This is a genomic window from Haloprofundus sp. MHR1 (genome assembly GCF_005155585.1).
In the GTDB taxonomy this organism is placed as follows: domain Archaea; phylum Halobacteriota; class Halobacteria; order Halobacteriales; family Haloferacaceae; genus Haloprofundus; species Haloprofundus halophilus.
Window position 1 is genome coordinate 2,270,118 of sequence record NZ_CP039833.1, and the last position, 25,169, is coordinate 2,295,286.

The window sequence follows — 25,169 nt, forward strand, 5'->3', positions numbered from 1 at the left end:
TATCCCTCTCGTCGGTATAGGCCATGAGCTCACAAGACGTCGTAGCAGACGCCGCAACGCCCGAAACCGAAGAGACCGGAGCGTTGCTCGACGCGCTGACGAGTCCTCGTCGCCGGCACCTGATTCACGCGCTCTCGGCGCAACCGGGTCCGGTCGCGGTCGGGGAACTGGCCGAGGAGATTCACCGACGCGAAGCCGAGGCGGGAGAGACGACGCACCCCGACCAGATCGCCATCTCGCTGCACCACCTCCACCTCCCGAAGCTCGCAGCCCGAGAGTTCCTCGAGTACAACCCCTCGCGCAAGGAGGTCACGCCGACTTACGGGACGGACGAGGCGAGCTACGCGCTCGTATCCGCCGGATTCGCCGAGTAAAATCGAAGCCGTACGACTGCCGATTCTGAGAACCGCCCGAACCGTGAGAGCCGTCTGCGGTGACGAGGAGGCGGCCGAAAACTACTGTCCGACGGTGAGCGCCAGCAGCGCGAACGCGCCGCCGACGCTGGCAACGGTGACGCCGAGCGCTTTCACGAGCGCCGCGTCCGACGAGAGCGGCGGGGAGTCGGGATTTCGGTGCCGGGCGGGAAACAGGAGCGCGCGGAGCGAGGCGATACGAGTCGGTGCGACGGTGGCGACCGCTCCCAGACAGAGGAGCGTGAGGCCGAGTGAGACGTCCAACGTGGCGAGTTGCATCGTCGTCCGGCGAGGGGCCGCTGTCCGTTATAGGTCTTCTCGATTCGGTCCTCCGAGACCCGAATCCTTAATGAACAGTCCGGCAAATTTTACGCCATGTACGACGACGACGACCTCGCCGAGATACGGGAGGCGCACGAGGAGTGGGCCGAAGAGACCCGCGACCCCGTGGTCGACCGCTTCGGCGAGCGCAAAGACCGGTTCGCGACCGTCTCGAACCTCGAAATCGACGACATCTACACGCCCGAGGACGTCGCGGACCTCGACTACACCGAGGACCTCGGGTTCCCGGGCGAGAAGCCCTACACCCGCGGCGTCTACCCGACGATGTACCGCGGTCGGACGTGGACGATGCGGCAGTTCGCCGGTTTCGGCACCGCCGAGGAGACGAACGAGCGCTTCCACTACCTCATCGAGAACGGTCAGACCGGCCTGTCGACGGCGTTCGACATGCCCTCGTTGATGGGCAAGGACTCCGACGACCCGCTGTCGGACGGCGAGGTCGGAAAGGAGGGCGTCGCCGTCGACACGCTGCGCGACATGGAGGTGCTGTTCGACGGTATCGACATCGGCGAGGTCACCACGTCGTTCACCATCAACCCCTCCGCGCCCGTCGTCTACGCGATGTACGTCGCGCTCGCGGACGAACGCGGCGTCCCCCGCGACCAGATCGGGGGGACGTTCCAGAACGATATGCTCAAGGAGTTCATCGCGCAGAAGGAGTGGGTCATCCCCCCGGAGCCCTCCCTGGACCTCGTCACCGACACCGTCGAGTTCGCCGCCGAGGAGACGCCCCGCATCCGACCCATCTCCATCTCGGGCTACCACATCCGTGAGGCCGGGTCGACAGCCGTGCAGGAACTCGCGTTCACGCTCGCCGACGGCTTCGCCTACGTCGAAGCGGCGGTCGAGCGCGGCCTCGACGTCGACGAGTTCGCCCCCCAACTGTCGTTCTTCTTCAACTCGCACAACTCCATCTTCGAGGAAGTCGCGAAGTTCCGCGCCGCGCGCCGCATCTACGCCCGCGTGATGGAGGAGTGGTACGACGCCGAAGACGAGAAATCCAAACAGCTGAAGTTCCACACGCAGACGGCCGGGCAGTCGCTGACCGCCCAACAGCCGCTGAACAACATCGTCCGCGTGACGATTCAGGCGCTCGCGGGCGTGATGGGCGGGACGCAGAGCCTCCACACCAACAGCTTCGACGAGGCGCTGGCGCTGCCTTCCGAGGAGGCGGTCAGGGTCGCGCTGCGCACCCAGCAGATAATCGCCGAGGAGTCGGGCGCGGCCGACAGCATCGACCCGCTCGCGGGGAGTTTCATGGTCGAGTCGCTCACCGACGAAGTCGAGGAGAAGGCGATGGCGTACATCGAGGAGATTCGCGAGATGGGCGACGGCTCCGTCCGCGACGGCGTGCTCCGCGGCATCGACGAGGGCTACTTCCACCGCGAGATTCAGGACGCCTCCTACGAGTACCAGTCGCGCGTCGAGGAGGAGGAGGAGGTCGTCGTCGGCGTCAACAAGTACGAGATGGACGAGGACACGACGCTCGAACTGCTGCACGTCTCCGACGAGGTGCAGGAGCGACAGCTCAGTCGACTCGAAGAAGTGAAAGCCGAACGCGACGACGACGCCGTCGAAGCGGCGCTGGCGGAACTCGAACGCGCCGTCGACGACGGCGAGAACGTCATGCCCGTCCTCGTCGACGCCGTGAAGGCGTACGCGACGATGGGCGAGATCATGCAGCTGTTCGAGTCGAAGTACGGCAGCTATCAGGAGAAAATCGGACTGGCGTGACGAGCCGACAGGAGACGACGTGACGTTCGACCACGAACCGACGGCGTGACGCCCGACTACGAACCGACGGCGGAACCGGTTCCCGAGGGATGGTCGAACGCGCTCGTCTTCGCGCCGTCGCGGATTCTTTTTACGTTGTCACGTCCCGCTCGAAACGAGCGAAACCGACAGCAGTCGGTGACCTCACAGACTGCGTTCGGTGGTAACTCTTATGCCGATGCTGTGGGATGGTGACAGTGGACTATGACAGAAGACAATGTAGAACTCGAAGCGCGTCTCGCCGAGCAGGAGGAGTTCGAGCCGCCGGAGTCGTTCGTCGAGCAGGCGAACGTCTCCGACCCGGGAATCTACGAGGAGTTCGAGGAGAACTGGCCGGAGTGCTGGGAGGGCGCCGCCGACCTCGTCGAGTGGTACGAACAGTACGACCAGGTGCTCGACGACTCGAACGAACCGTTCTACAAGTGGTTCACCGACGGGAAACTGAACGCCTCCTACAACTGCGTGGACCGCCACGTCGAGGACGGCCGCGGCGACGAGGCCGCCCTCGAATGGATCGGCGAACCCACCGACGAGGAGAACCGGACCTACACCTACGCGGAACTCCAGAAAGAGGTTAACGAGTTCGCCGCGGCGCTGCGCGAGGAGGGCGTCGGTGAGGACGACGTCGTCACTATCTACATGCCGATGATTCCGGAGGCACCCATCGCCATGCTGGCGTGTGCCCGCATCGGCGCGCCGCACTCGGTCGTCTTCGCCGGCTTCTCCGCGGACGCGCTGGCGACGCGGATGAACGCCGCCGAATCCGAGTATCTCGTCACCTGCGACGGCTACTACCGCCGCGGCGACCCCCTCGACCACCTCGACAAGGCCAACGAGGGTCTCTCGGGCGTCGACCACGACACCACGACCGTCGTCGTCGAACGCCTCCGCGACGGCGACGGCTTCGGCCACGACCTCGACGAGGACCAGCACGCCTACGCCGACCTCGTGAGCGAGCAAGAGGGCGCAGAGGTCGACCCCGTCCGGCGCGACGCCGAGGACATGCTGTTCCTGATGTACACCTCCGGCACGACGGGACAGCCGAAGGGCGTCAAACACACCACGGGCGGCTACCTCGCGTGGTCGGCGTGGACCTCGCAGGCGGTGCTCGACATCAAGCCCGAGGACACCTACTTCTGCTCTGCGGACATCGGCTGGATTACCGGCCACTCCTACATCGTCTACGGGCCGCTCACGCTCGGGACCACCTCCGTGATGTACGAGGGGACGCCCGACTACCCCGACCGCGACCGCCTCTGGGAGATAATCGAGGAGTACGAGTGCGACCAACTGTACACCGCGCCGACGGCGATTCGCGCGTTCATGAAGTGGGGTAGCCAGTACCCCGAGGAGCACGACCTCTCCTCGCTGCGACTCCTCGGGACGGTGGGCGAACCCATCAACCCGCGCGCGTGGAAGTGGTACTACAAACACATCGGCGGCGAGGAGTGCCCCGTCGTCGACACGTGGTGGCAGACCGAGACCGGCGGGATGATGGTGACGACGCTGCCCGGCGTCAAGAAGATGAAACCCGGTTCCGCGGGACCGGCGCTGCCGGGCGTCGACGTGCGCATCGTCGACGCCGAGGGCGACCAAGTCGACGCCGGGAACGCGGGTTACCTCACGGTCCAGAAGCCGTGGCCGGGGATGCTCCGGACGCTGTACAACAACGACGACCGGTTCGTCAGCGAGTACTGGGAGGCGTACTCCGACCCCGACGAGGACCACTGGGTGTACTTCCCCGAAGACGGCGCGAAGATAGACGAGGACGATTACATCACCGTGCTCGGCCGCGTCGACGACGTCATCAACGTCTCGGGGCACCGGCTCGGGACGATGGAGATCGAGTCGGCCATCGTCGGCGTCGAGGGCGTCGCAGAGTCCGCCGTCGTCGGCGGGAGCCACGACGTGAAGGGCGAGGCCGTCTACGCCTACGTCATCACCGAGGACGGCTACGAGGAGAACGACGAGCTCCGAAGCCGAATCATCGAGGGCGTCGAGGACGCCATCGGCCCCATCGCGCGACCCGAGCAGGTCGTCTTCACGCCGGAGCTGCCGAAGACGCGTTCGGGCAAGATAATGCGCCGCCTGCTGGAGAACATCGCCAACGGAGACGAACTCGGGGACACGTCGACGCTGCGTAACCCCGAAATCGTCGGCGACATCGAGGCCAAGGTCAGCGACGACTGAGCGGACCGGTCGGCGATCCGACCGCCGAACTTCAGTTCAATCCGTCCACTTTAGTTATGTGTTAATTCTCTCGAATCAGATAGTAGTGGCAACGACTTCGTGAGACAAAGCAACTATAACGAATGATAACGACAGAGCATCCGATGGTAGAGAGAAACACGCAAGATTCGTCCGTCGAGACCGACGGTGGGGCGGTCAGACAGGCCGCGCGGAGCCACCGAGAGACGAACTATCTCGACAGAGAAGTGAATCTCTTGAGGCCGAGTACGCCGTTCATGCGCGAACACCTGCGCGTCGTCTGGACCGGCTTCGTCCTGTGGGCGCTCATCGTCTTCGGGCCGGTGACGCTGACGTACGTCGCACCCGGCGTCATGACCACGCAGATGCCGGTGCTCGGCTTCCCGCTGCACTACTTCCTCGTCGCGATCGGCGCGCCGACGGGTGCGTTGCTGCTGTCGTTTTGGTACGCGCGAAAGCGTGACGCGCTCGACGCGAAGTACGGCATCGACCACTCCGTAGCGGAGACCGACGACGGCGATGCGACCGTCGCCGCCGACGGAGGGACGGACGAATGATTTCGGGGGTCGTACTCCAGAGCGGTCTGCTCCCGGAGGGGCTGAACGTCTCGTTCAAATTCGCGCCGGCGGTTCTCGTCGCCGCGATGCTGGCGCTGTTTCTGGGAATCGGCTACGCGTTCCGCGTCGCCGACACCGAGGAGATGTGGGTCGCCGGCCGGTCTATCGGGAACGTCGAAAACGGGATGGCTATCGGTGCGAACTGGATGTCCGCGGCGTCGTACCTCGGGATGGCGGCGCTCATCGCGCTGTCCGGGTTCTACGGCCTCGCGTTCGTCGTCGGCTGGTCGACCGGCTACTTCATCCTCCTCATCTTCCTGGCCGCGCAGATGCGCCGGTTCGGGAAGTACACCGCTCCCGACTTCGTCGGCGACCGCTTCAACTCCGACACCGCCCGCGCTATCGCGGCGGTGACGACGTTCCTCATCGGGTTCGTCTACGCTATCGGACAGGCCCGCGGGATGGGGCTGGTCGGGCTGTACATCTTCGGTGACATCGGCCTCCCCGGACTGAGCGGCTATCAGTCGATGGTCGTCCTGATGATGGCGATAACCGTGGGCTATCTGACGCTCTCGGGGATGCTCGGCGCGACGAAGAACATGGCCGTCCAGTACGTCATCCTCATCGTCGCGTTCCTCGCGGGGCTGTACGCCGTCGGCTTCTCGCAGGGCTACTCGACGGTGCTCCCGCAGATAGAGTACGGGACGATGATAAGCGAACTGAGTTCGGAGTTCAGCGAACCGTTCGTCAACGAGAGCTACTACCTGTGGATCGCGACGGCCTTTTCGCTCGTCGTCGGGACCTGCGGACTCCCGCACGTCCTCGTCAGGTTTTACACGGTCGAAAACGAGCGAACCGCCCGCTGGTCGACGGTGTGGGGGCTGTTCTTCATCTGCCTGCTGTACCTGTCGGCTCCGGCGTTCGCGGCGTTCGGCACCGACATCTACGCGAACAACATCGGCCCGGTGTACGGCGACCCCGGGATGACGAGCGCCGCGGGCGACGTCATCGTCGTGTTGGCGGCGCAGTTGGCCGAGTTCCCGCAGTGGTTCGTCGGCTTCGTCGCCGCGGGCGGTATCGCCGCCGCAATCGCGACTACGGCCGGCCTGTTCATCGCCGGCTCGTCGGCCATCTCCCACGACATCTACGCGAACATCATCAACGAGGACGCGAGTCAGCGCCAGCAGGTGCTCGTCGGTCGACTGAGCATCGTCGCGCTCGGCGTCATCACGACGCTCGCGGCGCTGGACCCGGCGGCACCCATCGCCGCGCTGGTCTCGTACGCGTTCTCGCTGGCGGGTGCGGTGTTGTTCCCGATGTTCTTCCTCGGACTCTGGTGGGAGAACACGAACCGACAGGGCGCGCTCGCCGGGATGACGACCGGCCTCGTCATCTGGCTGATTCCGATGATAAACGAGGTGCTGCCGACGTACATCGGCAACGGCGAGCCGTACTCGGCGACGCTGGCGGCGACGGTGCCCGCCATCGGGTCGGCGCTCGTCGCCGTCCCCATCGTGTTCGCCGTCACCATCGGCGTCTCGCTGGCGACGGACGAACCCGACCTGGCGACCAAGCGGATGGTCCGGCAGTGCCACAGCCCCGAACCGATGTCGCGGATGCAGTCCGCCGAGGACGTCGCTGCGACCGACGGCGGCGAACCCGTCTCGGAGGACTGAGCGTGTACGAACGCATCCTCGTCCCGACGGACGGAAGCGCCGTCGCGGAACTGGCGGTGAGCCACGCTGTCGACCTCGCCGAGCGCTACGGTGCCGAACTCCACGCGCTGTACGTCGTCGACATCGACGCGGTGAACCTCGGACTCGGCACCGAGCAGGTCGACCGCATTCGGCAAGGACACTTCAGCGAGATGGGGGAACTCGAGTCCAGAGCGACGGAGTCGACCGGCGTCGTCGCGGCCGCCGCCGGTGACCGCGGCATCGACGTCGTCGAAGAGATTCGCGTCGGTCGGCCGCACAAGGTCATCGCCAACTACGCCGAGAAGGAGGACGTCGACCTCGTCGTGATGGGAAGCCACGGACGCGCTGGCGTCAGCCGCGCGCTGCTCGGCAGCGTCACCGAACGAGTGCTCCGGTCGACGCACGTGCCCGTGCTCGTCGTCGACAGACAGGGTGCGGAGTGAGCCGTGGAGGTCGACCGTTCCCCCGCCGCGTCGCCGACGGGTCCGGAGGTGCCGCGTCGATGAGCCGGCTCGAAGCCATCGGCGAACACGTCCAACAGCACCGTCGCGGCATGTTCGTCGACCTCGTCTTCGCCATGGCGTGGGTGACGGTCGTCACGCTTCTGTTCGACTTCCTGCAGGCCCCGCAGTGGGCGTACTACCTCGCCATGGTCTGCGGCGTGCTCGCCTACTACGGCTTCTTCTGGTCGCTCGAGGCCGCCAGAGAGACGTCGTAGCGCGGCGGCCGACGAGTTCGTCCCCCCGCTACGTCTCTTCGACCCACTCGCGAAGGCAACGCTCGTCGCAGAGATACCGCCGAACGGCGTCGCCGAAGTCGTCTTCGACGAGCGTGACGAGCACGTGACGTTCGTGCAGCGACAGCGTCGACTCGCAGTTTGCGCAGGGTTCCGAGCGGGTTCCGTTCGGTTGCCAGTGGTGGTGTCGGACCGCTCGACCGATTCGAACTCCGCCGCTCGCGTCGCGCGGGTGGCGGCCGGTGTACTCAGAGAGCGTCATCGTCGAGAGCAAGCCGCCGACGGATAAACCACTTTTGTGGGTAGAGCTATAGAGCGATATTTAATCGCGAGAGACCGACGGTCCGGTCCCGAGACCACTCTGGCGCGAAGAAAGTCGCACGCGTCCGCTCGCGGAGCGATTTGAACGCGCCTCGAATCACCCGACCGCGCGGGCGGCGAACGTTTCCGCGCCCGTAATTTATATCATAATTGTTCACGAACGTCGAGCCACATGGAGAAACCACTGCTGGCGACGGATTTCTTGGACCGCGCCCGGCGACACTACGGCGACGAGGAGGCCGTCGTGGCGACGACCGGAGAGAGATACACGTACGCCGAACTCGGCGACCTCGCCGACGGGTGGGCGGCGGCGCTGCAGGCCAGAGGAGTCGAGAAGGGCGACCGAGTCGCCGTGCTGGACCCGAACACCCACTATCACCTGGCGGCGGCCTACGGGTCGATGCAGGTCGGCGCGATTCACACGCCGCTGAACTACCGGCTCGTCCCGGCGGACTTCGAGTACATCCTGAACGACGCGGGCGTGAAAGCCGTCTTCGCCGACCACGCGTACGCCGAGAACATCGAGGCCGTCCGCGACTCGGTTCCGACGGAGCTGTTCGTCACCGACGACCCCGACGCGGTGGAGGGACAGTGGGAGTCGTTCGACGAACTCGTCGGCGAGTCGACCGAGTACGACCGCCCCGAGATGGACGAGTCCGACATCATCACCATCAACTACACCTCCGGGACGACGGGCGACCCGAAGGGCGTCTGCCGAACCCACCGAACCGAGACGCTGCACGCGTACCTCGTCTCGATTCACCAGGAGCTCCGCGACGACGACGTCTACCTGTGGACGCTGCCGATGTTCCACGTCAACGGCTGGGGTCACATCTTCTCGGTGACGGGGATGGGCGCGAAACACGTCTGCACGCGCGGCGTCGACGCCGGCGGCATCTTCGACGCCATCCACGACGAGGGCGTCTCGTACTTCTGCGCCGCGCCGACGGTGCTCAACATGCTCCAGGAGCACTACGCCGAACACGAACCGGAGACGACCGCCGGGCGACCCGTCCGAGTGGCGACGGCGGGGGCCGCGCCGCCGGAGGCGACGATTCGAACGGTCGAAGACGAGTTCGGCTGGTACCTCAAACACGTCTACGGCGCGACGGAGACCGGTCCGCTCATCACGACCTCCGACGCCCGCCGGTTCTTCGACCAGGACTCCGCCGAGCGGTTCGCCGTCAAGAAGACGCAGGGCATCGGCTATCTCGGCACCGAGGTCCGCGTCGTCGACGAGGACGGCGAGGACGTGCCGCAGGACGGTCAGAGCATCGGCGAGATCGTCGTCCGCGGCAACCAGGTGATGGACGGCTACTGGGAGAAACCCGACGCGACGGAGGAGGCGTTCACCGACCGCGTCGAGGGCTACTACCACATGGGCGACCTCGCGACGGTCGACGAGAACGGCTTCGTGAGCATCCAGGACCGGAAGAAGGACATCATCATCTCCGGCGGCGAGAACATCTCCAGCATCGAACTGGAAGACGCGCTGTTCGACCACGACGCCGTCGCCGACGTGGCGGTCATCCCGGCGCCGAGCGAGAAGTGGGGCGAGACGCCGAAGGCGTTCGTCGTCCCCGCCAACGGCGATCCGGAGCGTCCGGGGACGACGAGCGACGAGATGGTCGCGTTCCTCCGCGAGCGCATCGCGACGTACAAAGTCCCCGGCGAGATCGAGTTCGTCGCCGAGTTGCCGACGACGGCGACCGGGAAGGTCCAGAAGTACGAACTCCGCGAGCGCGAGTGGGAGGAGGAAGACCGGATGGTCGGCGAGGGGTAGTCCGCTGGCGGCCGAGTCGGTCGAAAAGTAGCCGGATAATCAGCCAAATCGGTCGAAGGGAGTCGAGTACGTCGACTCCCGACGCTGTCGGTTGAGCGTCTGCTCGTTTTGCCACGGGGGCGAGATACTACTTGTTGGACGACGTACCCCCGCTGTGACCGACACAGACCCCGAATCAGTCGTCCGAGAGTACTACGACCTCGTCGACGCCGAACGCTACGACGACCTCGTCGCGCTCTTCGGCGAGGACGTCCGCTACGAACGACCCGGACAGGACGCCATCGAGGGACGAGACGCGCTGCTGGAGTTCTACGAGGAGGGCAGGCCGCTGGAGGACGGCGGCCACGAGGTGCACGACGTGGTCGTCGACGGCGACACCGCCGCCGTCCGCGGGACGTTCAGCGGCCTCCAGAACGGTGAGGCCGTCGAGTTCGGCTTCGCCGACTTCCACGAGTTCGAGGACGGCGAAATCGCCCGCCGGTACACGTACACTGACCGCGACGAAGTCTGAGCGGGTCGCTCGCGTCCGCGCTCCATCCGTCGCGCGGCCGTGGGCGCGTGTTCGATAGCTACGCGGTTCTCGACCCCTCTCGCCGAATCGAGACCTATCTCACTTGTCAGCGGAATCACGATACGCTGTACTGTTAAATCCGTTCGGGTTGTACGTAGCCGCAAATGGCATCTCCGACGGACCTCGCGACCATCCGGATTCGAACCGCCGCTCCCTGCGCCGTCGCTGTCGGTCCGGCACGGCGGATGAACGACGGTGGCGGAGCGACACGACCCGAATAATGGAGTACACCCGTCGACAGACGCTCGGCGCGACAGCCGGAATACTGGCGTTGCTGTCGTACGAGAACACGACAGAGATACTCGAACACGGTATGTTACCACCACAGAGCACAGTCGTCACGTCGAGAACCGAACTCGAACGCGCGTTCGCCGACCTCAGTCCCGGAGAGACGGTTTGGATCAGCCCGAAGAACGCCCCGTATCGGACGACGGAGTGGTTAGACATCGACGTCAGCGGGGTGACCGTACTCGGGCCGGGGTTGCCGACGCTTATCAAACCCGCCGACGGTGCGAACGTCGGCGGCATACGAATCGGTCACAACAGCAGTTGTCGAAACGTCCGCGTCGAGGGCGTCGGTTACCACGGAAATCCGAAAAATCAGGACGACGGCGCGAAGAAACTCCACGGAATCATCGTCCGAGACGTCGACGACGTCACGCTTCGGGGCAACACCGTCGCCCACACGCATCCGTTCGGCGAACACGGCAGCGGGGGCAGCGGTATCAGCGCCGGGCGAGCGAGCAAGAACGTCCGGATTCTGGACAACCGAATCCACCACTTCGGCGACCGCGGCATCCAGTTGGGCGGGCAGAACACCGTCGTCTCGGGCAACGTCGTGACAGACGGAATCGACCGAACGATCGCCTGCGACCTGTGGACGCCCGACGGCGAGAACGACGTCGCGAACACCGTCATCATCTCCGAGAACATCCTCGGTAACTGTCGTGAGGGCAGTCTGACGGGCGTCGCCAGCGGTCCCGAAGGCGTCGCAACCGGCAGTTCACACATCATCGTCTCGAACAACATCGGCTTCGGTTTCCACAAGAGCTTCTGTCACGTCCGCGGACCGACGAACATCACGAACGTCTCTATCAGGGGGAACGTGAGCACGCAGGTGACCGAGGGCCTCTGGACGAACAAAACCGAGAAGTTCGCCGGCATCGCCGTCGACCCCTCCGGGGCGACGAACATCACTATCGGCGACAACGAACTCAGCGGCTACAGCCGCCACGGCATCAACGTCCTCGGAGACATCTCGAACCTGAAAATCGCGGGCAACATCGTCCTCGATGCCGGGGAAGCGGGCATCCGAGTCCAGAACGCGAGCGACGGAACCATCGTCGACAACACGATCGAGCGAACCGGCGACCACGGAATTCTGCTGAAGGACACCACGTCGTTCGCCGTGACGAACAACCACCTGCGCGACCTCGCGCTCTCCGGCATCGCGTTGCACAACTCCGGCGAGGCGCATCACATCGTCGGCTCGAACCACATCAGACAGCCGAACGAGAACAGGGAGAATGCGGTCGCGTCGATACACGTCGACAGTTCGGCGGTCGTCGTGCAGGGTAACACTATCACGCAGGCGACGGACGTCCCGTCGATAAGCGACTCGGCGGCGGCCGAGAGCAACATCTATCGGGGCAACCACGGGAGCGAAGGCGCTCGGTGGGCTATCGGGAGCCCCTCGTCGGTCGTCAGAGACAACGTGCCTCCGTTCGACTCGCACTCCGGCGTGAGAGCGTCGAACAACCGAGCGGAGATACGGTTCGAGAAAGCGTACGACGAGCCGCCGAAGCTCACGTTCGCCAGACGGGGCGGCGGCATCCGAAACGTCGAGTACAGAGAGCGGAACGGCGCGTTCGTCGGTGCGTCGATCGAGACGGCGGCCGCCGACGGCGTCGTCGACGTCGCCGTCGACAGTTTCGGCTAGTCGACGAAACTCGCCGACGGTTCCGTTTTCGGGAGTCGGGAGTCGCGGACGATTCGGCCGGGAGAGTCGACAAGGAAGCCGGTCGAGTCGCTAAGTGAGTTCGTCCGATATCGTGCGTCGGGTAGGATAGCTTGTTTCGGAGCCGGTACTATCCGTCTGGCTTGACGGTGATTTCGCTCGAGAGATGGCCGCCGCGCCAATCCATAGTGAAGTTCATCGTCGCCTCCTCGTCGGAGGGGTCGGCGTAGGGGGTGTACGAGTACGTCCACGTTGCAGACTCAGCGCTCTTCAACTCGAGTGCGATACTGGTTACAGGGGTGTACGCCACCGAAGGTCCACTCCGGTTGAGCGCTCCGATGAACGTCCCAGAGACGTCACCCACGTTTTCGACCACGAGCGTCACGGTGACTGTCTCCCCAGAGGGGACCGATTTAGGAGTGAAGAACTCGGTCACCTCGAACTCTGTCGGTGGTCGACCGAGTTTCCGCACGGTGTCCTCGTTTAAAACGTGGCTCCCGCCAGGCCACTGCACTGTGGCCTCGTTCGCTTCGATCGGTTTCGGAACCGTGAACAGAACAGTCTCCTCGGCACTCGCTCGGAAGCGGGTACCATTGGCCCAGAGATATTCTCTGTTCGTTATCTCTCCCAGTTCCGCGGGTTGGTAGGTCGCTCCTCCACCTGCGAGTTCGACCGACTCGTGGCGAGCGGACGACCGACCGAGACCCGCTACTGCTGCGACGACGAACTGTTCGTCAGACTCGCCGTATGTTCCGATGGAGTCCGGAGAATTCGGTATCACCAGCGTCGGCGTCGAGACGATATCCCGGACGGCTAAATCAACCGTGCTCGTGGTACGGTCGAGCGTTTCCGCACTATCGCCCGACATCGAAGTGTTCGTCGGGCCCTCGCCGGTGGAGTTCGGTTCGGCGGGAGAACCCGTTGCAGAGTCGGTGGAAGCGCTCAAACAACCCGCTTGCGAGACGAGAGCGAGTCCACCCAGACGTAGTACATCACGCCGTAGTCGATTGGAGGACATTGTTCAACGGCACTGGACTGTATCGAATGATAAGCTTTCTGCGCGGCTACGACCGCAGAATACGCGCTCCGAGTCGCCTCGAACGGCACTGAACGGGTGTCCGTCATCTCACTCAACCCGACGAAGCGCCCGAAACGGTGAGGTGGTCGCTACGGTGCTTTCAGAACCTCGATTAGCCATCTGCGTTTCGCGAGAACTGATGCAGAGCGCCGAATTTCGTATCGCATCTAACGGTATATGACGGATGCGTCGCTCGGTCGTAACGGCGGTCGACGGACGGGCGAGAAGAGCGGTCGGAGAACGAAGCGCGGAGAACTACAGGTACGCCGAGTCCCAGCGGGCGGATTTGCTCTGGTTGCCGCACTCGTTGCACTGGATGCGTTCCATCGAGTCCATCGCGGTCTCGAAACTCTCGCAGTTGCCGCAGAAGTAGCCGTAGCGTTCCTCTCTGCCCTCGTCGGTGTAGGTGACGTAGAACGGCGCTTTCCGGGCGCGCTGGCTCTCGTCGTAGGCGACGAACAGCGTCTGTCCGTCCGAGTCCGTTCGCTCTTCGACCGGGACGAACTCCTCGGCGGACTCGGAGGCGGTCTTGCGGAAGGCGCGTTCGGTGAACTCCTCGTCGCCGATTTTCACCGCCCGGGTCTCGCCGGCGTCGTAGCCGGCGTTCTCGTAGAACTTCGCACCGCCCTCGTTGACGGTCAACACTTTCCCTTCGAGGCGCGACGCGCCGCGGTCCATCAGCTCCGTCTCGACGCGCTTGAGCAGCTGCTTTCCGAGGCCCTTCCCGCGCGAGTCGGGGTCGACGTGGAGCCAATCGATCTGGCCGACCGTCCCGTCGGCCTCGACGAGGTAGCTCTGGACGAAGGCGACCACGTCGTCGCCGTCGACGGCGACGGTCCACACCGCCTGCGGGTCGTCGAGATTCGCCCCGACCTCGTCGTCGTCGTACCACCTCCCGACGGCGTCGTCGATGACGTCCTCGGAGAGGTCGGGACTGTACGAAGCCAGAAGCGACTCGCGTGCGACGGTTCGAATCCCTTCCGCGTCTGCGGGTTCGGCGTCTCGAAGGTCCATACGCTGTGCTACGCCGTACCACCACAAAACAGTCCCGGCCACTCGCAGACACAGAAGCGCGTCCCGGCGGCCGGTTTGACGCTTCTCCGACCGCTCGCGTCGGGCAGATGCCCCGACCGGTCGCCGGGCGGCCGTCGAAGGCGCAACGGCTATCAACCGTCTCGGCCCGTACATCGAGACGATGAACCGCACCGACCGAGACGGACGCCAGCGGCGCACTCCGGAGAGACAACGATGACGGGCGGGCCGGACATCGACGACGTGCTGGCCCGTCTCACCGACGGCGGCGTCGTCCGCGAGGGCGACGACGGGTCGCTCACGACGACCGGGGCGTTCGAATCGACGCGAGCGGAGTACAGTCGACAGTATCGGACTGCCGACCGCGAGACGTTCGTCGACGCGGTCGCCGAGGCGTTCGACCTCGCCCCCGAGACCGCGGCGAGAGAGATAGACGCGAACGGCGTGACGCGCGCGCAGTTGGCGGCCTACCTCGCCGTGGAGTCGTTTCTGGACACGTCGCCGACGCCGGAGACGAAAGCCGTGATGGCGCATCTGGTCTGCGAGGTGTCGCCGCCGTCGCCCGTTCCCCGGGCGGTCGCCCCGCTCAACGACGACTCCTACGAGGCGTTTCTCGACGACCATCCCGACGCCGTCGTGACCGTCTGGAAGCACGACTGCGACCCGTGCGAACGGCTCGAAGCCGACCTCCCGGCGCTGCTCGACGCGGTACCGGAGCGAGTCGCCGTCGGCGGTGTCGACGGCGCGTCGGCCTCGGGCTTTCGGCTTCGACACGCGGTCAACACCGCACCGGCGGTCGTCTTCTTCGCCGGCGGCGACCACGTCGAGACGCGCGAGGGATACGTCTCGCCGTCGGCGTTCGCGGCCGTCGTCGAGGACGTTTTCTGAACTGCGGCGCTACGTCTCGCCGACGACGCCGGCGACCAGCACCGGTCGGTTCGAACTCAGGATGACCGACTGGCTGACACTGCCGAAGATGGCTTTTCCGGCCGGCGAACGCTTCCGCCCGGCGACGACGATGAGGTCGGCGTTCTCCCGATTGGCGGCGTCGAGAATCGACTGTGCGGGGTCGCCGCCGGATTCGAGCAGTTCGTACGCGACGCCGTTGTCGTCGAGGTAGTCGGCGGCGGCGCGAACCGCCTCGACGTCGGCGGCGGACGCGTCGCCCGGGTCCTCGTCGAACGCGTGCAGGAGCGTGACCGTCATCTCGCCGGCGCTCCCGGGGAGATTGGCAACTTCACGTGCGCACGTTCGGGCACGCTCTACGTCGTCGTCGACACCAACGAGCACGTGGTACATACCGAGAGATACGGCGGTGCGTGCTTATCAGTTCTGGGCGGCGTCGTCGTCGATGTTCCTGGAGACGTACGCGACGAGCAGCAGCGGGACGCCGAGCACCAGCGCGACGGTCAGCGCGCCGTAGGCGGCGAAGCCGAGTTGCGTCGGTGGAAACGGGATGAGAAAGAGGAATCTCGGCGACCGGAGTCCGGAGACGAACGTCGCCGTCAGAAACCCGGCGAGCCCCGAGATCGCGACGAGCAGTACGTAGAGGATGAGGACGAACCGCGGACCTTCGAGTCGTATCGTGCTCACGACCGGGGCTTCGGACGCGAGTCGATTAGCGCTTTCGACGCCGCCTGCGCCCGCTTCCGGAGTCAGATAACGAGGATGATGCCGGTCGCAAACATCATGAGCGCGACGGCCCCGAGGATGATGCCGAGGAGGTCTTTGTCGGACATACCTATCGCTCGGGGAGCGAACGACAAAGGCACGTCGGTGTTCGGTGCGCACCGACGCGTCGAATCGACCGTCGACCGAGCGAAGCGTCCGCTCGGCGGGTGAAAAACGAAAGCGGGAGGCCGCGTTATTCGTCGGAGTCGCGTTCGTCCGCAGACTCGCCGTCGACGACACGGCCGTCGCGGCGCTCTGCTTGCGACGAAGTGTCGTTCACGTCGTTCACGACACCGCCGTCCGTCACTGCCTCTTCCTCGCCGCCGTCGGCGATCTTCGTCTGCAGTTTTCGGTCGAACCAGTCCCACTCGACGGTGCGGAGGTTCGATTCCTCGAGGTTCCACGGGTCGCCGTCTTCGACGACGGGGCCTTCCAGGTACGACTGCACCATGTTCCACACGAAGATGATGCCGCCCAGCAGCAGCATGTACGCGCCGAGCGTCGCGATCTGGTGCAGCGACGCGAACTGCGGCAGGTAGGTCGCGTACCGGCGCGGCATGCCGCCGTAGCCGAGCAGAATCATCGCGAGGAACGTGACGTTCGTCCCGATCATCCACAGCCAGAAGTGCCACTTCGCGAGGCTCCGTTGGTACATCCGACCCGTGACGAGCGGGTACCAGTAGTAGATGCCCGCCATCCCCGCGAAGGTGATGGCGCCCATCACGATGTAGTGGAAGTGACCGACGACGTAGTACGTGTCGTGCAGTATGAGGTCGACGGGAACGGAGGCGAGGAACACGCCCGTCACGCCGCCGATGATGAAGTTGGAGACGAAGCCGATGCAGTACAGCATCGGCGCGGTGAGTCTGATGTTGCCGTTCCACATCGTCGTAATCCAGTTGAACGTCTTGACGGCGCTGGGGATGGCGATAGCCATCGAGACGGCCATGAAGGAGGCGCGCAGACGCGGGTCCATGCCGGTCGAGAACATGTGGTGCGCCCAGACGCCGAACGAGAGCACGCCGATGGCGAGCGTCGAGTAGACGACGAACTTGAACCCGAACAGCCGACGGCCCGCGAAGCGCGGGAGGATGTAGCTGACCAGTCCCATCGGCGGCAGCACGAGGATGTACACCTCGGGGTGGCCGAAGAACCAGAACAGGTGTTGCCAGAGCATCGACCCGCCGCCTTCGCCGACGGCGTAGAACGCCGTCCCGAAGTTGCGGTCGGCGACGAGCATGAGCATCGCGCTGCCGAGCAGCGGGAACGCGAAGAGGATGAGCCCCGACTGCGTGAGGATGGTCCACGAGAAGATGTCGAGGTTCGCCCACGTCACCTCCTCGGCGCGCTCGGTGAAGATAGTCGCGATGAAGTTTATCGCACCCATCGTCGCCGAGACGCCCGAGAGGTGGAGTCCGAGCAGCATCAGGTCGACGCCGGCGTTCGCCTGATTACCCTGTCCGACGCCCGCCGACAGCGGGGTGTACATCGTCCACGCCGTCTGCGCGGGGATGAGGTTCGGAATGGGGAAGAACCCGGCCCAGATGAGGAGCGCCGCGGGCGGGAGCAGCCAGAACGCGATGGCGTTGATTCGCGGGAACGCCATGTCGTCGGCACCGATGATGAGCGGGATGAAGTAGTTCGAGAAGGCCGCGATGATGGGCGTCCCGAAGAGGAACAGCATCGTGATGCCGTGGCTCGTCATGAGCGAGTTGTAGAAGCCCGGTTGGACGAGCACCGTCTCCGGCGTCGCGAGTTCGGTTCGCATCAACACGACCATGAGGCCGCCGACGACGAACGCGAAGATGCCGTAGGCACCGTACATCAGGCCGATATCTTTGTGGTCGACCGTCGTCAACCACCGGACGATTCCTGCGGGTTTCTCCTCGGAGACGTACCCGGATTCTTGGCCGACTGCGCCGCCGCTGCTGAGTGGGGTGTAACCGCTCCAGTTTTCCACCCGCGTCAGCCAGACGAAGACGCCCACGAGGAAGACCCCCATGAGGACCGTCAGCGCTAACTGTCCGTTCAACTGCATGGTGACTGCTCGGAATCGCAGGGTAAAGAAAGGTTCGGGTGGCGTCCGTCACTCGGTCCGCTGTCGGTCGGTCGTGTCAGATTCGTCGGACTCGGACTCGCCGACGTTCGCCTCGTCGGCGGTGGTGTCGTCGGCTTCGTCGGCGGTGTCGTCGTCTGTCTCGCCGAGGGTGTCGTCGTCTGTTTCGCCGGTGGTGTCGTCGTCCGTCTCGTCGCCGGCGGTTAGCTCGCTGTCGCGGTCGGTCCCGGATTCGATTGCTTGCGTGTCGGCGCGGCCGTCCTGGTTCGTCTCGCCGTGTTCGGCCTCCGCGCCCGGCATCCCCGCCTGTCCCGGGTAGTACACCGTCGAGGATTTCTCGGCGCTGGCGACGGCCTTCCCGGAGAAGTACGTCAGGATAGCGAGCAGGACGAACGGGACGGCGTGCAGACCGACCATGATGGCAGTGGGGAAGAGGTCGCCGCCCCACGGTTGGACGAGCAGGAAGAGGACGACGAAGAACAGGAGGATGAACAGCGGGATGATGTTCACCGTCAGGTCGAGAAGCGTCTCCCTGTCGAAGACTTTGTTCGAGTTCGTGTTCGCCATGGTGACCTGTTACGGACGCCGGTCAAATAGATTGTTGGTTCCGCTCGGTTAGACAGCGAACTCCTCGTCGTCGACGAACACCTCGCCGAGTACGCCGACGAGGAGGAGGATGACGCCCGCGACGAGAACGGCGTAGCCGCGCTCTGCGAGCTGTACGGCTTCGGCTGCGACCTGCGTATCCGCGTACAGCAACAGGGCCCCGAGCCCGAAGACGAGCACTGCCGAGGCGACGAGTGCCCGCCACGGCCGGTCGACGTAGCCCGCCTCCTGCATCATGCCCGCACAACAGCCGAAGAACAGCAGCAGACCGCCGACGGCGACGGCGAAGAGGTTGAACAGGATGCCGGCCTCCGCGAGCGGGATACTGAGCGCGATGAAGAACGGCCACGGACTGGCCGTCCGGTACTGTTCGGAGAGCCCCGGATTTTCGTCCATGTCGGTTCTTACGCCCCGACCGTAAGAAGCGCTTCGATGAGCGTGCGAACCGCTACGGGAGCGTGATGCCGTGGCGGCTCAGATACTCGCTCGCGGCTTTGATCTCGACCGGACTCCCGATGATGCGACAGCGCGTGTTCTCCCGCGAGAAAATCGTCACGGTGAACTGCGACTCCAACTCCTCTCGGAGACCGTCCAGCGAGGCGCACGGCAGGACGATTTCGGTGCTGTCTCGGAGTTTCACCGGGTCCGGCATCGCTCGTCGAATGGTTGCCGTAATGTCGTATAACGGTACCGAAATCAGCGACAGTCTCGCGTGCGCTCCGCGCGCGCGAAGGACGACACAGGCGAGTGCTTCCATAGGTGAGTGCTCCGGCCGAGGTCCGTCCCTCGCCGCCGCCGTCGAAGGAAAGGGTTTTTCGACACACGCGGCGGAAGCTACGACGATGGGACTGGAGGAGGAGATCGACGCGATCGAAGAGGAGATCGCCAGCACTCCGTACAACAAGTCGACTGAGGCGCACATCGGTCGACTGAAGGCGAAACTCTCGGAGAAGAAGGAGAAACTCGAAAACCAGTCCTCCGCGGGCGGCGGGCAAGGCTACGCCGTCGAGAAAACCGGCGACGCGACCATCGCGCTCGTCGGTTTCCCGAGCGTCGGCAAGTCGACGCTCATCAACGCGCTCACCAACGCCGAGAGCGAGACGGGAGCCTACGAGTTCACGACGCTCGACGTCAACCCCGGGATGCTGCAGTACCGCGGGGCGAACATCCAGGTGCTGGACGTCCCGGGACTCATCGAGGGCGCAGCGGGTGGACGCGGCGGCGGCCGCGAGGTGCTGTCGGTCGTCCGGACCGCGGACCTCGTCGTGTTCGTCCTCTCGGTGTTCGAGGTCGACCAGTACGAGCGACTCAGCCAGGAACTGTACTACAACAAGATTCGCCTCGACACCGAACCGCCGAGTCTCACCATCTCCAAACAGATCAAAGGCGGCATCAACGTCACGAAGAGCGACTCGGTCGAACTCGACGAGCAGACCATCAAGGACGTCCTCCGCGAGTACGGCTACGTCAACGCCGAGGTCACCGTCCGGGGCGACCCCTCCATCGACGAACTCATCGACGGCATCATGGACAACCGGGTGTATCTGCCCTCCATCGTCTCGGTGAACAAAGCCGACCTCATCGACCGCGACTACCTGCCGACGGTGTACGAGAACCTAGAGGAGATCGGACTCGACCCCGAGGAGGTGACGTTCATCAGCGCCGAGAAGGAGAAGGGTCTCGACGGCCTCAAAGACGAGATATGGGAGGCGCTCGGTCTCATCCGCGTGTACATGGACAAACCGGGCCGCGGCACCGACTACGAGGAACCGCTCGTCATCCGGCGCGGGATGACCGTCGGCGACGCCTGCCGGAAACTCGGGGCGAACCTCGAAGACCGGTTCAAGTTCGCCCGCGTCTCCGGGCCGAGCGCCAAACACGACGAACAGCAGGTCGGCAAGGACCACGAACTCGCAGACGAGGACGTGCTGCGCATCGTCGCGCGGAAGTAGCGGATGGCGGCCACCACGGACGGACGCGACCCACGCCGCACCTCGACGCCGCGGACGCTCCTGTTTCTGCTCTCGCTGTGGCTCGTTCCGTGGAGCGTGCTCCTCGTCGACGGCCGTCCGGCGACGCTCGTCTTTCCGTGGGGGCTGTTCGACCCCGGTTCCGGCCGCCTCGTCTCGCTGTACAGCTACCTGTTCGAGTTCACCGGCGGGTTCGGGTCGCTACCGAGGTATCTCCGCGCGTGGCCGACGAGCGTCGTGGCGTTTCTCCTGGCGACGGCGAGCGCGGGCGGCGGCGCGCTGGTCGGCCGCGAGGACTCGCGCGTGACCGCCCTCTTGCTGGTTCTGGCCGGACTCGGACAGCTCTCGTTCGCCTGGGGCTTCGCACAATCCGGTGGGCGACTCGCGCTCCCCGTCGGTACCGTCGCGCTGTGGGCCGCCGCGTGGCTCTATTACCGTTGACTCTGTCCGAATTCGGCCGTTGCGTGGCTCTCCGTCTCGGTTCGGTGTGGACTCGTTCCGGTTCGTCGTGGACTCGCCGCGAATTCGTCGTGGCTCCTCTCGCGTTCGTTGTGAGTCAGCTGTAAGTCAGTTGTCGAATCGTGTGCTTGCAAGTGCGACACAACACCTTTGACCCTCTGGGGTGGCATAGCATAACATGGCAGCAGAATTCGGCGCACTGTCACTCGTACCGCCGTTGTTAGCCATCGTACTCGCAATCGTCACGCGGAAACCGATACTGGCGCTGTTTCTCGGCGTCTGGTCCGGCGGCGTCATCTACTCCGGCGGGTTGGGCGTCGTCCAGACGTTCACCTGGGTCGCCGAGTCGATCGGGGACGACGTGTTCCACGCCCAGATTCTCATCTTCACGCTCCTGCTCGGTGCGGGCGTGACGTTCATCTGGCGAACCGGCGGGTCGCTCGCTATCACGCAGTTCGCGACGAAGCGACTCGACAGCCAGCGAAAGGCCGGGTTGATGGCGTGGCTGCTCGGTCTCGTCTGGTTCTTCGACGACTACGCCAACACGGCCGTCGTCGGCAGTTCGATGCGCGACATCACCGACGAACTGCGCATCTCCCGCGAGAAACTCTCCTACATCGTCGACTCGACGGCCGCGCCCGTCGCCACGTTCGGCATCTCCAGTTGGGTCGCCTACCAGATCAGCATGGTGCAGGAGGGGTACTCGCAGATCGGCGTCACCGGCGGCGAGGAGGTTCCGACGGCGTTCATCGCCTTCCTGCAGAGCATCCCGTTCAACATGTACTGCCTGTTCGCCATCGCCATGGTGTTCATCGTCGTCGTCACCGGACGGGACTTCGGCGAGATGCTCGACGCCGAACACCGCTCGTGGGAGACCGGGAACGTGCTCCGCGAGGACGCAGTTCCGCTGCAGAGCATCGAGGAGAACCTCGGCGAACCCAACGGCGACAATCCGCAGTTGCGGATGTTCGTCGTCCCGGTACTCGTGCTCGTCGTCGTCGCCATCGCTGGCGCGGTGTGGACGGGATACGCCCCCGACCGGGGAATCGTCCAGATTGCCGGCAACGCCGACTTCGCCTCGGCGCTCGTCTGGGGGTCGTTCTTCATGGTCGTCTCGGCGATGCTGCTCGCGCTGGTCTCGGGCGCGCTCACGCTCGACGAGTGCATGGACTCGCTCGTCGACGGCTTCTCCATCATGCTGACGGCGGTCACCATCCTCGTACTGGCCTGGTCTATCAGCCTCACCACGGGCGCGCTCGGCACCGGCGAGTTCGTCACCGGCATCGCCCAGGGAATCGTCACGCCGACGCTGCTCCCGCTCGTCGTCCTCTTTGCGTCCGCGTTCATCGCCTTCTCGACCGGTACCTCGTGGGGGACGATGGCCATCGTGACGCCCGTGGCGATTCCGCTGGCGTGGGGTATCGGCGGGCAGTCGCCGGAACTCATCCCCGTCGCCGTCGGGACGGTGTTCAGCGGCGCTATCTTCGGCGACCACACCTCGCCCATCTCCGACACGACCATCCTCTCGTCGACGTTCACCGGCGCGGACCACATCGACCACGTGCGCACGCAACTGTACTACGCGGTCACCGTGGTGCTCGTCGCGTCTGTAATGCTTCTCATCTACGGCATGACCGGCCTCACGCCGCTGGTGTTGCTCCCCGTGGGCCTCGGGCTGCTGGTCGCGTTGGTGTACGGCCTCTCGGAGTTCGACGCGCGGCGGAAGGGGCTCACCCCGAAGGCGTCGCGGCGACCCCGACAGGAGCGCGACGTCGCCGACGACTGAGCGACGTTCGAATATCGCACGAAAAAGAGTGCAGACTTTTTTGATACATACTCAACGTCGGACTCACCCCACCGATGGGTCCAACTGAGCGAACCAGACTTCCTTATCGATTAGAAAACGAGATCATCACGGAACGTTTCATACTCGCCGCGGCGCTCGCACAGCAGACGAGAGCGCCGTTCGAGTCCGGAGAAGACCCCGACGAGAGTTCATAATCGGTGTTTTCCTCCGCAAGAAGCGGTTACACCCGGTTTCGAGAGTCGAGTATGAGCACTCGGCAGCATCGATGGAAAATACGACAGCGTTCGCAGCGCGCCCGTTGAGGGGGAGTACGACCCGTCGTTCGATTTTCGCGACAGAGCGTGTGGCGTACATCACCGCACCCAATACCAAAATCGAGAGACGCAAGCCGATTATGAAGATTTTCACTAGCGATTCGAGCGGCGAGTCAACAGTGAGGGTCGACTGCATCAGCACGCTAAACGCTCGTTTCCACGCTTTGGGTACTTCTTTCGGTGCGTTGGCGGTGATTTGGACGCGTCGTCGGGCGCCTCCTAGTGGGAGTGAAACGGTCAGTATCAGTCTTCTTGCGGGGATTTGCGCCGAATATGAACCGCACCCGAAGCAACTGATGGCCACGAGAGCGCCTGTACTCGACGCTAGACGGCCTTCACCGAGTATGAACTTCGGCGGATGTCGGAGAGGGTCGACTGCCTTCTCTGTGAACTCCCCCGCCTTACTCACTTACTTTGCTCGATTCGCTCGCTGAGAATGGGACTTCGCCCCTCCTTCAACTAAAGAGAGGACAGCCGTTCGCGGACGACTAGTGGTCGACACGGCGAGACGGTTCCGCCTCCGGTATTCTTTTCGACGCGCCGACCCATTATTGGTCTATGTCCGGAGTACTCGACCACACGATGATTCGCGTCGGCGACCTGGAGGAGTCGCTGGAGTGGTACAAGACGAACCTGAACTACGAGGAGAAAGACCGCTGGGAGGCCGACACCTTCACCAACGTCTACATCGGGCCCGAGGAGATGCACGAGGAGGGCGCAATGCTCGAACTGACCGAGAACCACGACACCGACGAGTACGACGTCGGCGACGCGTGGGGCCACATCGCCGTGCGCGTGCCCGAGGGCGAACTGGAGGAAGCGTATCAGGAGCTGATGGACAACGGCGTCGAGGACTACCGAGACCCCGAGTCCTGCGGCGGGCGGTACGCCTTCGTGAAGGACCCCGACGGCCACGAGATCGAGATCGTCAAGCGCGACCCCGACCTCGGCGCGCGCTGGAGCCTCGACCACACGATGATCCGCGTCGAGGACGCCGACGAGGCGCTCGGCTTCTGGACGCGGAAGTTCGAGTACCAGCACACCGGCCGCTGGGAGTCCGACACCTTCGCGAACTACTTCGTGAAGCCCGAGGGAAGCGCCGACGAGGCGATGGCCGTCGAACTCACCTACAACTACGACGGCCGGAGCTACGAGTTGGGCGACGCGTGGGGACACCTCGCCGTCCGCGCCGACGACCTCTCCGAGTACTGGGAGACGCTGATGGAGCGCGAGGCCGACGACTACCGCGACCCCGCCTCGTGCGACGACAAGTACGCGTTCACGAAGGACCCCGACGGCCACGAGATAGAGGTGCTCGAACGCGACTTCGACGCCGACTCGCTGTTCCCGGCGTAGTCCCGACGCTCACACGGACGACCGAACGCTACTTCTCCAAGTTTTCGCGGTACTGACCGAGCAGTCGCTCGCAACGGACAGTTTCGGCGCTGGAAGACGGCCCACTCCCCCGTGAATCGTACGCGAACGGGGCGACCCCCGAACGTCCCTTCGTGCTGAATCGACCCATATCCGAGAGTGAAAGTTGGTTCTACTGGCTATTTTTAGCGACGGGAGAGTCCGCTCGTCGGGTTTCACCACCGAAGTCGAAAACGCTTGATTTCCGAACGTCAGTCGGTAAAACCTCGGATTTCAGTTATCAGCGACTGGAGTAGTCAGACACAAAATACTTAACCCCGTATCAGCAGGAGAACGCTTCTGTCCCCCGAATTCGGTCGTGTCACTGGATGACAAATCCCCCGATTTACCACAAAGCATTTATAATGAGAGGCTAAGGTTTTGAGCGTACCCCTACCCATGGTA

25 protein-coding genes are annotated in these 25,169 nt (G+C 64.4%); 15 read left to right on the forward strand and 10 right to left on the reverse strand.

Annotated features, from left to right (window positions below; all coding sequences use genetic code 11):
* The first annotated feature begins 23 nt into the window (after positions 1–23).
* The gene (locus FCF25_RS11465) at positions 24–374 is read left to right on the forward strand and encodes a hypothetical protein (RefSeq protein ID WP_117591997.1); all 351 of its coding nucleotides are present in this window, start codon (positions 24–26) and stop codon (positions 372–374) included.
* A gap of 81 nt (positions 375–455) precedes the next feature.
* Here the strand turns inward: FCF25_RS11465 and FCF25_RS11470 are convergent, their stop codons facing one another.
* Entirely contained in the window at positions 456–692 is a 237-nt protein-coding gene (locus FCF25_RS11470; protein WP_117591995.1) for a hypothetical protein, read from the reverse strand.
* A 96-nt stretch (positions 693–788) separates the two neighbouring features.
* Here FCF25_RS11470 and FCF25_RS11475 point away from each other — a divergent pair, with 96 nt between their 5' ends.
* From FCF25_RS11475 to FCF25_RS11500, 6 genes are all read left to right on the forward strand, one after another.
* Positions 789–2,489, forward strand: coding sequence for a methylmalonyl-CoA mutase (locus tag FCF25_RS11475; RefSeq protein WP_137048809.1), 1,701 nt, complete (start codon positions 789–791; stop codon positions 2,487–2,489).
* A gap of 243 nt (positions 2,490–2,732) precedes the next feature.
* Positions 2,733–4,718, forward strand: a complete 1,986-nt coding sequence (acs, locus tag FCF25_RS11480; protein WP_137048810.1) for an acetate--CoA ligase — start codon at positions 2,733–2,735, stop codon at positions 4,716–4,718.
* 143 nt (positions 4,719–4,861) lie between these two features.
* The gene (locus FCF25_RS11485; RefSeq protein ID WP_137048811.1) at positions 4,862–5,293 is read left to right on the forward strand and encodes a DUF4212 domain-containing protein; all 432 of its coding nucleotides are present in this window, start codon (positions 4,862–4,864) and stop codon (positions 5,291–5,293) included.
* Complete coding sequence (locus FCF25_RS11490; RefSeq protein WP_174786378.1) at positions 5,290–6,969, forward strand: VC_2705 family sodium/solute symporter; 1,680 nt, start codon at positions 5,290–5,292, stop codon at positions 6,967–6,969. The genes FCF25_RS11485 and FCF25_RS11490 overlap by 4 nt, the downstream gene beginning before the upstream one ends.
* A 2-nt stretch (positions 6,970–6,971) precedes the next feature.
* Entirely contained in the window at positions 6,972–7,433 is a 462-nt protein-coding gene (locus tag FCF25_RS11495) for a universal stress protein (RefSeq protein WP_117591989.1), read from the forward strand.
* A gap of 59 nt (positions 7,434–7,492) precedes the next feature.
* Positions 7,493–7,708 carry a hypothetical protein gene (locus FCF25_RS11500; protein ID WP_137048812.1) on the forward strand — a complete coding sequence of 72 codons (216 nt, stop codon included), beginning with the start codon at positions 7,493–7,495 and terminating at the stop codon, positions 7,706–7,708.
* A gap of 28 nt (positions 7,709–7,736) precedes the next feature.
* Here FCF25_RS11500 and FCF25_RS11505 read toward each other — a convergent pair whose 3' ends face one another.
* Complete coding sequence (locus FCF25_RS11505; protein ID WP_137048813.1) at positions 7,737–7,988, reverse strand: hypothetical protein; 252 nt, start codon at positions 7,986–7,988, stop codon at positions 7,737–7,739.
* Between the two features lie 231 nt (positions 7,989–8,219).
* Between FCF25_RS11505 and FCF25_RS11510 the strand changes: the two genes are divergently transcribed.
* From FCF25_RS11510 to FCF25_RS11520, 3 genes are all read left to right on the forward strand, one after another.
* Positions 8,220–9,830 (forward strand): long-chain-fatty-acid--CoA ligase, encoded by a 1,611-nt coding sequence (locus tag FCF25_RS11510; protein ID WP_137048814.1) that lies wholly within the window; start codon positions 8,220–8,222, stop codon positions 9,828–9,830.
* 154 nt (positions 9,831–9,984) lie between these two features.
* Positions 9,985–10,341, forward strand: coding sequence for a nuclear transport factor 2 family protein (locus FCF25_RS11515; RefSeq protein ID WP_117591982.1), 357 nt, complete (start codon positions 9,985–9,987; stop codon positions 10,339–10,341).
* 280 nt (positions 10,342–10,621) lie between these two features.
* Entirely contained in the window at positions 10,622–12,340 is a 1,719-nt protein-coding gene (locus tag FCF25_RS11520) for a right-handed parallel beta-helix repeat-containing protein (RefSeq protein WP_117591981.1), read from the forward strand.
* 148 nt (positions 12,341–12,488) lie between these two features.
* On the opposite strand, the gene FCF25_RS11525 is transcribed toward FCF25_RS11520, so the two are convergent.
* Both FCF25_RS11525 and FCF25_RS11530 read right to left on the reverse strand, forming a co-directional pair.
* On the reverse strand, positions 12,489–13,226 hold the full coding sequence (locus tag FCF25_RS11525) for a hypothetical protein (RefSeq protein WP_117591979.1): 738 nt from the start codon (positions 13,224–13,226) through the stop codon (positions 12,489–12,491).
* A 465-nt stretch (positions 13,227–13,691) separates the two neighbouring features.
* Entirely contained in the window at positions 13,692–14,450 is a 759-nt protein-coding gene (locus FCF25_RS11530) for a GNAT family N-acetyltransferase (protein ID WP_137048815.1), read from the reverse strand.
* A gap of 234 nt (positions 14,451–14,684) precedes the next feature.
* Here FCF25_RS11530 and FCF25_RS11535 point away from each other — a divergent pair, with 234 nt between their 5' ends.
* On the forward strand, positions 14,685–15,356 hold the full coding sequence (locus FCF25_RS11535; RefSeq protein ID WP_137048816.1) for a thioredoxin family protein: 672 nt from the start codon (positions 14,685–14,687) through the stop codon (positions 15,354–15,356).
* Positions 15,357–15,365: 9 nt separating this feature from the next.
* Here FCF25_RS11535 and FCF25_RS11540 read toward each other — a convergent pair whose 3' ends face one another.
* From FCF25_RS11540 to FCF25_RS11565, 6 genes are all read right to left on the reverse strand, one after another.
* A complete protein-coding gene (locus tag FCF25_RS11540; RefSeq protein ID WP_137048817.1) occupies positions 15,366–15,767 on the reverse strand; it encodes a universal stress protein in 402 nt (133 codons plus the stop codon).
* 27 nt (positions 15,768–15,794) lie between these two features.
* Entirely contained in the window at positions 15,795–16,061 is a 267-nt protein-coding gene (locus FCF25_RS11545) for a cox cluster protein (protein ID WP_117591972.1), read from the reverse strand.
* A 271-nt stretch (positions 16,062–16,332) separates the two neighbouring features.
* Positions 16,333–18,177, reverse strand: coding sequence for a cytochrome c oxidase subunit I (locus FCF25_RS11550; RefSeq protein ID WP_137048818.1), 1,845 nt, complete (start codon positions 18,175–18,177; stop codon positions 16,333–16,335).
* 48 nt (positions 18,178–18,225) lie between these two features.
* Positions 18,226–18,762: a DUF6684 family protein gene (locus FCF25_RS11555; protein ID WP_254425856.1), complete on the reverse strand. Its 537-nt coding sequence runs from the start codon at positions 18,760–18,762 to the stop codon at positions 18,226–18,228.
* A gap of 48 nt (positions 18,763–18,810) precedes the next feature.
* Positions 18,811–19,197, reverse strand: coding sequence for a cox cluster protein (locus tag FCF25_RS11560; protein WP_117591969.1), 387 nt, complete (start codon positions 19,195–19,197; stop codon positions 18,811–18,813).
* Between the two features lie 52 nt (positions 19,198–19,249).
* Entirely contained in the window at positions 19,250–19,453 is a 204-nt protein-coding gene (locus tag FCF25_RS11565) for a hypothetical protein (RefSeq protein ID WP_117594090.1), read from the reverse strand.
* A 190-nt stretch (positions 19,454–19,643) separates the two neighbouring features.
* Between FCF25_RS11565 and FCF25_RS11570 the strand changes: the two genes are divergently transcribed.
* From FCF25_RS11570 to FCF25_RS11585, 4 genes are all read left to right on the forward strand, one after another.
* Positions 19,644–20,753 (forward strand): GTP-binding protein, encoded by a 1,110-nt coding sequence (locus FCF25_RS11570; protein ID WP_117591967.1) that lies wholly within the window; start codon positions 19,644–19,646, stop codon positions 20,751–20,753.
* Positions 20,754–20,756: 3 nt separating this feature from the next.
* A complete protein-coding gene (locus FCF25_RS11575; RefSeq protein ID WP_117591966.1) occupies positions 20,757–21,212 on the forward strand; it encodes a TIGR04206 family protein in 456 nt (151 codons plus the stop codon).
* Between the two features lie 196 nt (positions 21,213–21,408).
* Positions 21,409–23,016 (forward strand): Na+/H+ antiporter NhaC family protein, encoded by a 1,608-nt coding sequence (locus tag FCF25_RS11580; RefSeq protein WP_117591964.1) that lies wholly within the window; start codon positions 21,409–21,411, stop codon positions 23,014–23,016.
* A gap of 893 nt (positions 23,017–23,909) precedes the next feature.
* Positions 23,910–24,707, forward strand: coding sequence for a VOC family protein (locus FCF25_RS11585; RefSeq protein WP_137048819.1), 798 nt, complete (start codon positions 23,910–23,912; stop codon positions 24,705–24,707).
* Positions 24,708–25,169 lie beyond the last annotated feature (462 nt).

Bases quoted from the DNA above. Each gene is read 5' to 3' on its own strand.
- FCF25_RS11465 (WP_117591997.1), top strand. From the start codon at position 24: ATGAGCTCACAAGACGTCGTAGCAGACGCCGCAACGCCCGAAACCGAA.
- FCF25_RS11470 (WP_117591995.1), bottom strand. From the start codon at position 692: ATGCAACTCGCCACGTTGGACGTCTCACTCGGCCTCACGCTCCTCTGT.
- FCF25_RS11475 (WP_137048809.1), top strand. From the start codon at position 789: ATGTACGACGACGACGACCTCGCCGAGATACGGGAGGCGCACGAGGAG.
- acs (WP_137048810.1), top strand. From the start codon at position 2,733: ATGACAGAAGACAATGTAGAACTCGAAGCGCGTCTCGCCGAGCAGGAG.
- FCF25_RS11485 (WP_137048811.1), top strand. From the start codon at position 4,862: ATGGTAGAGAGAAACACGCAAGATTCGTCCGTCGAGACCGACGGTGGG.
- FCF25_RS11490 (WP_174786378.1), top strand. From the start codon at position 5,290: ATGATTTCGGGGGTCGTACTCCAGAGCGGTCTGCTCCCGGAGGGGCTG.
- FCF25_RS11500 (WP_137048812.1), top strand. From the start codon at position 7,493: ATGAGCCGGCTCGAAGCCATCGGCGAACACGTCCAACAGCACCGTCGC.
- FCF25_RS11505 (WP_137048813.1), bottom strand. From the start codon at position 7,988: ATGACGCTCTCTGAGTACACCGGCCGCCACCCGCGCGACGCGAGCGGC.
- FCF25_RS11510 (WP_137048814.1), top strand. From the start codon at position 8,220: ATGGAGAAACCACTGCTGGCGACGGATTTCTTGGACCGCGCCCGGCGA.
- FCF25_RS11520 (WP_117591981.1), top strand. From the start codon at position 10,622: ATGGAGTACACCCGTCGACAGACGCTCGGCGCGACAGCCGGAATACTG.
- FCF25_RS11525 (WP_117591979.1), bottom strand. From the start codon at position 13,226: ATGTCGGGCGATAGTGCGGAAACGCTCGACCGTACCACGAGCACGGTT.
- FCF25_RS11530 (WP_137048815.1), bottom strand. From the start codon at position 14,450: ATGGACCTTCGAGACGCCGAACCCGCAGACGCGGAAGGGATTCGAACC.
- FCF25_RS11535 (WP_137048816.1), top strand. From the start codon at position 14,685: ATGACGGGCGGGCCGGACATCGACGACGTGCTGGCCCGTCTCACCGAC.
- FCF25_RS11540 (WP_137048817.1), bottom strand. From the start codon at position 15,767: ATGTACCACGTGCTCGTTGGTGTCGACGACGACGTAGAGCGTGCCCGA.
- FCF25_RS11550 (WP_137048818.1), bottom strand. From the start codon at position 18,177: ATGCAGTTGAACGGACAGTTAGCGCTGACGGTCCTCATGGGGGTCTTC.
- FCF25_RS11555 (WP_254425856.1), bottom strand. From the start codon at position 18,762: ATGGCGAACACGAACTCGAACAAAGTCTTCGACAGGGAGACGCTTCTC.
- FCF25_RS11560 (WP_117591969.1), bottom strand. From the start codon at position 19,197: ATGGACGAAAATCCGGGGCTCTCCGAACAGTACCGGACGGCCAGTCCG.
- FCF25_RS11565 (WP_117594090.1), bottom strand. From the start codon at position 19,453: ATGCCGGACCCGGTGAAACTCCGAGACAGCACCGAAATCGTCCTGCCG.
- FCF25_RS11570 (WP_117591967.1), top strand. From the start codon at position 19,644: ATGGGACTGGAGGAGGAGATCGACGCGATCGAAGAGGAGATCGCCAGC.
- FCF25_RS11575 (WP_117591966.1), top strand. From the start codon at position 20,757: ATGGCGGCCACCACGGACGGACGCGACCCACGCCGCACCTCGACGCCG.
- FCF25_RS11580 (WP_117591964.1), top strand. From the start codon at position 21,409: ATGGCAGCAGAATTCGGCGCACTGTCACTCGTACCGCCGTTGTTAGCC.
- FCF25_RS11585 (WP_137048819.1), top strand. From the start codon at position 23,910: ATGTCCGGAGTACTCGACCACACGATGATTCGCGTCGGCGACCTGGAG.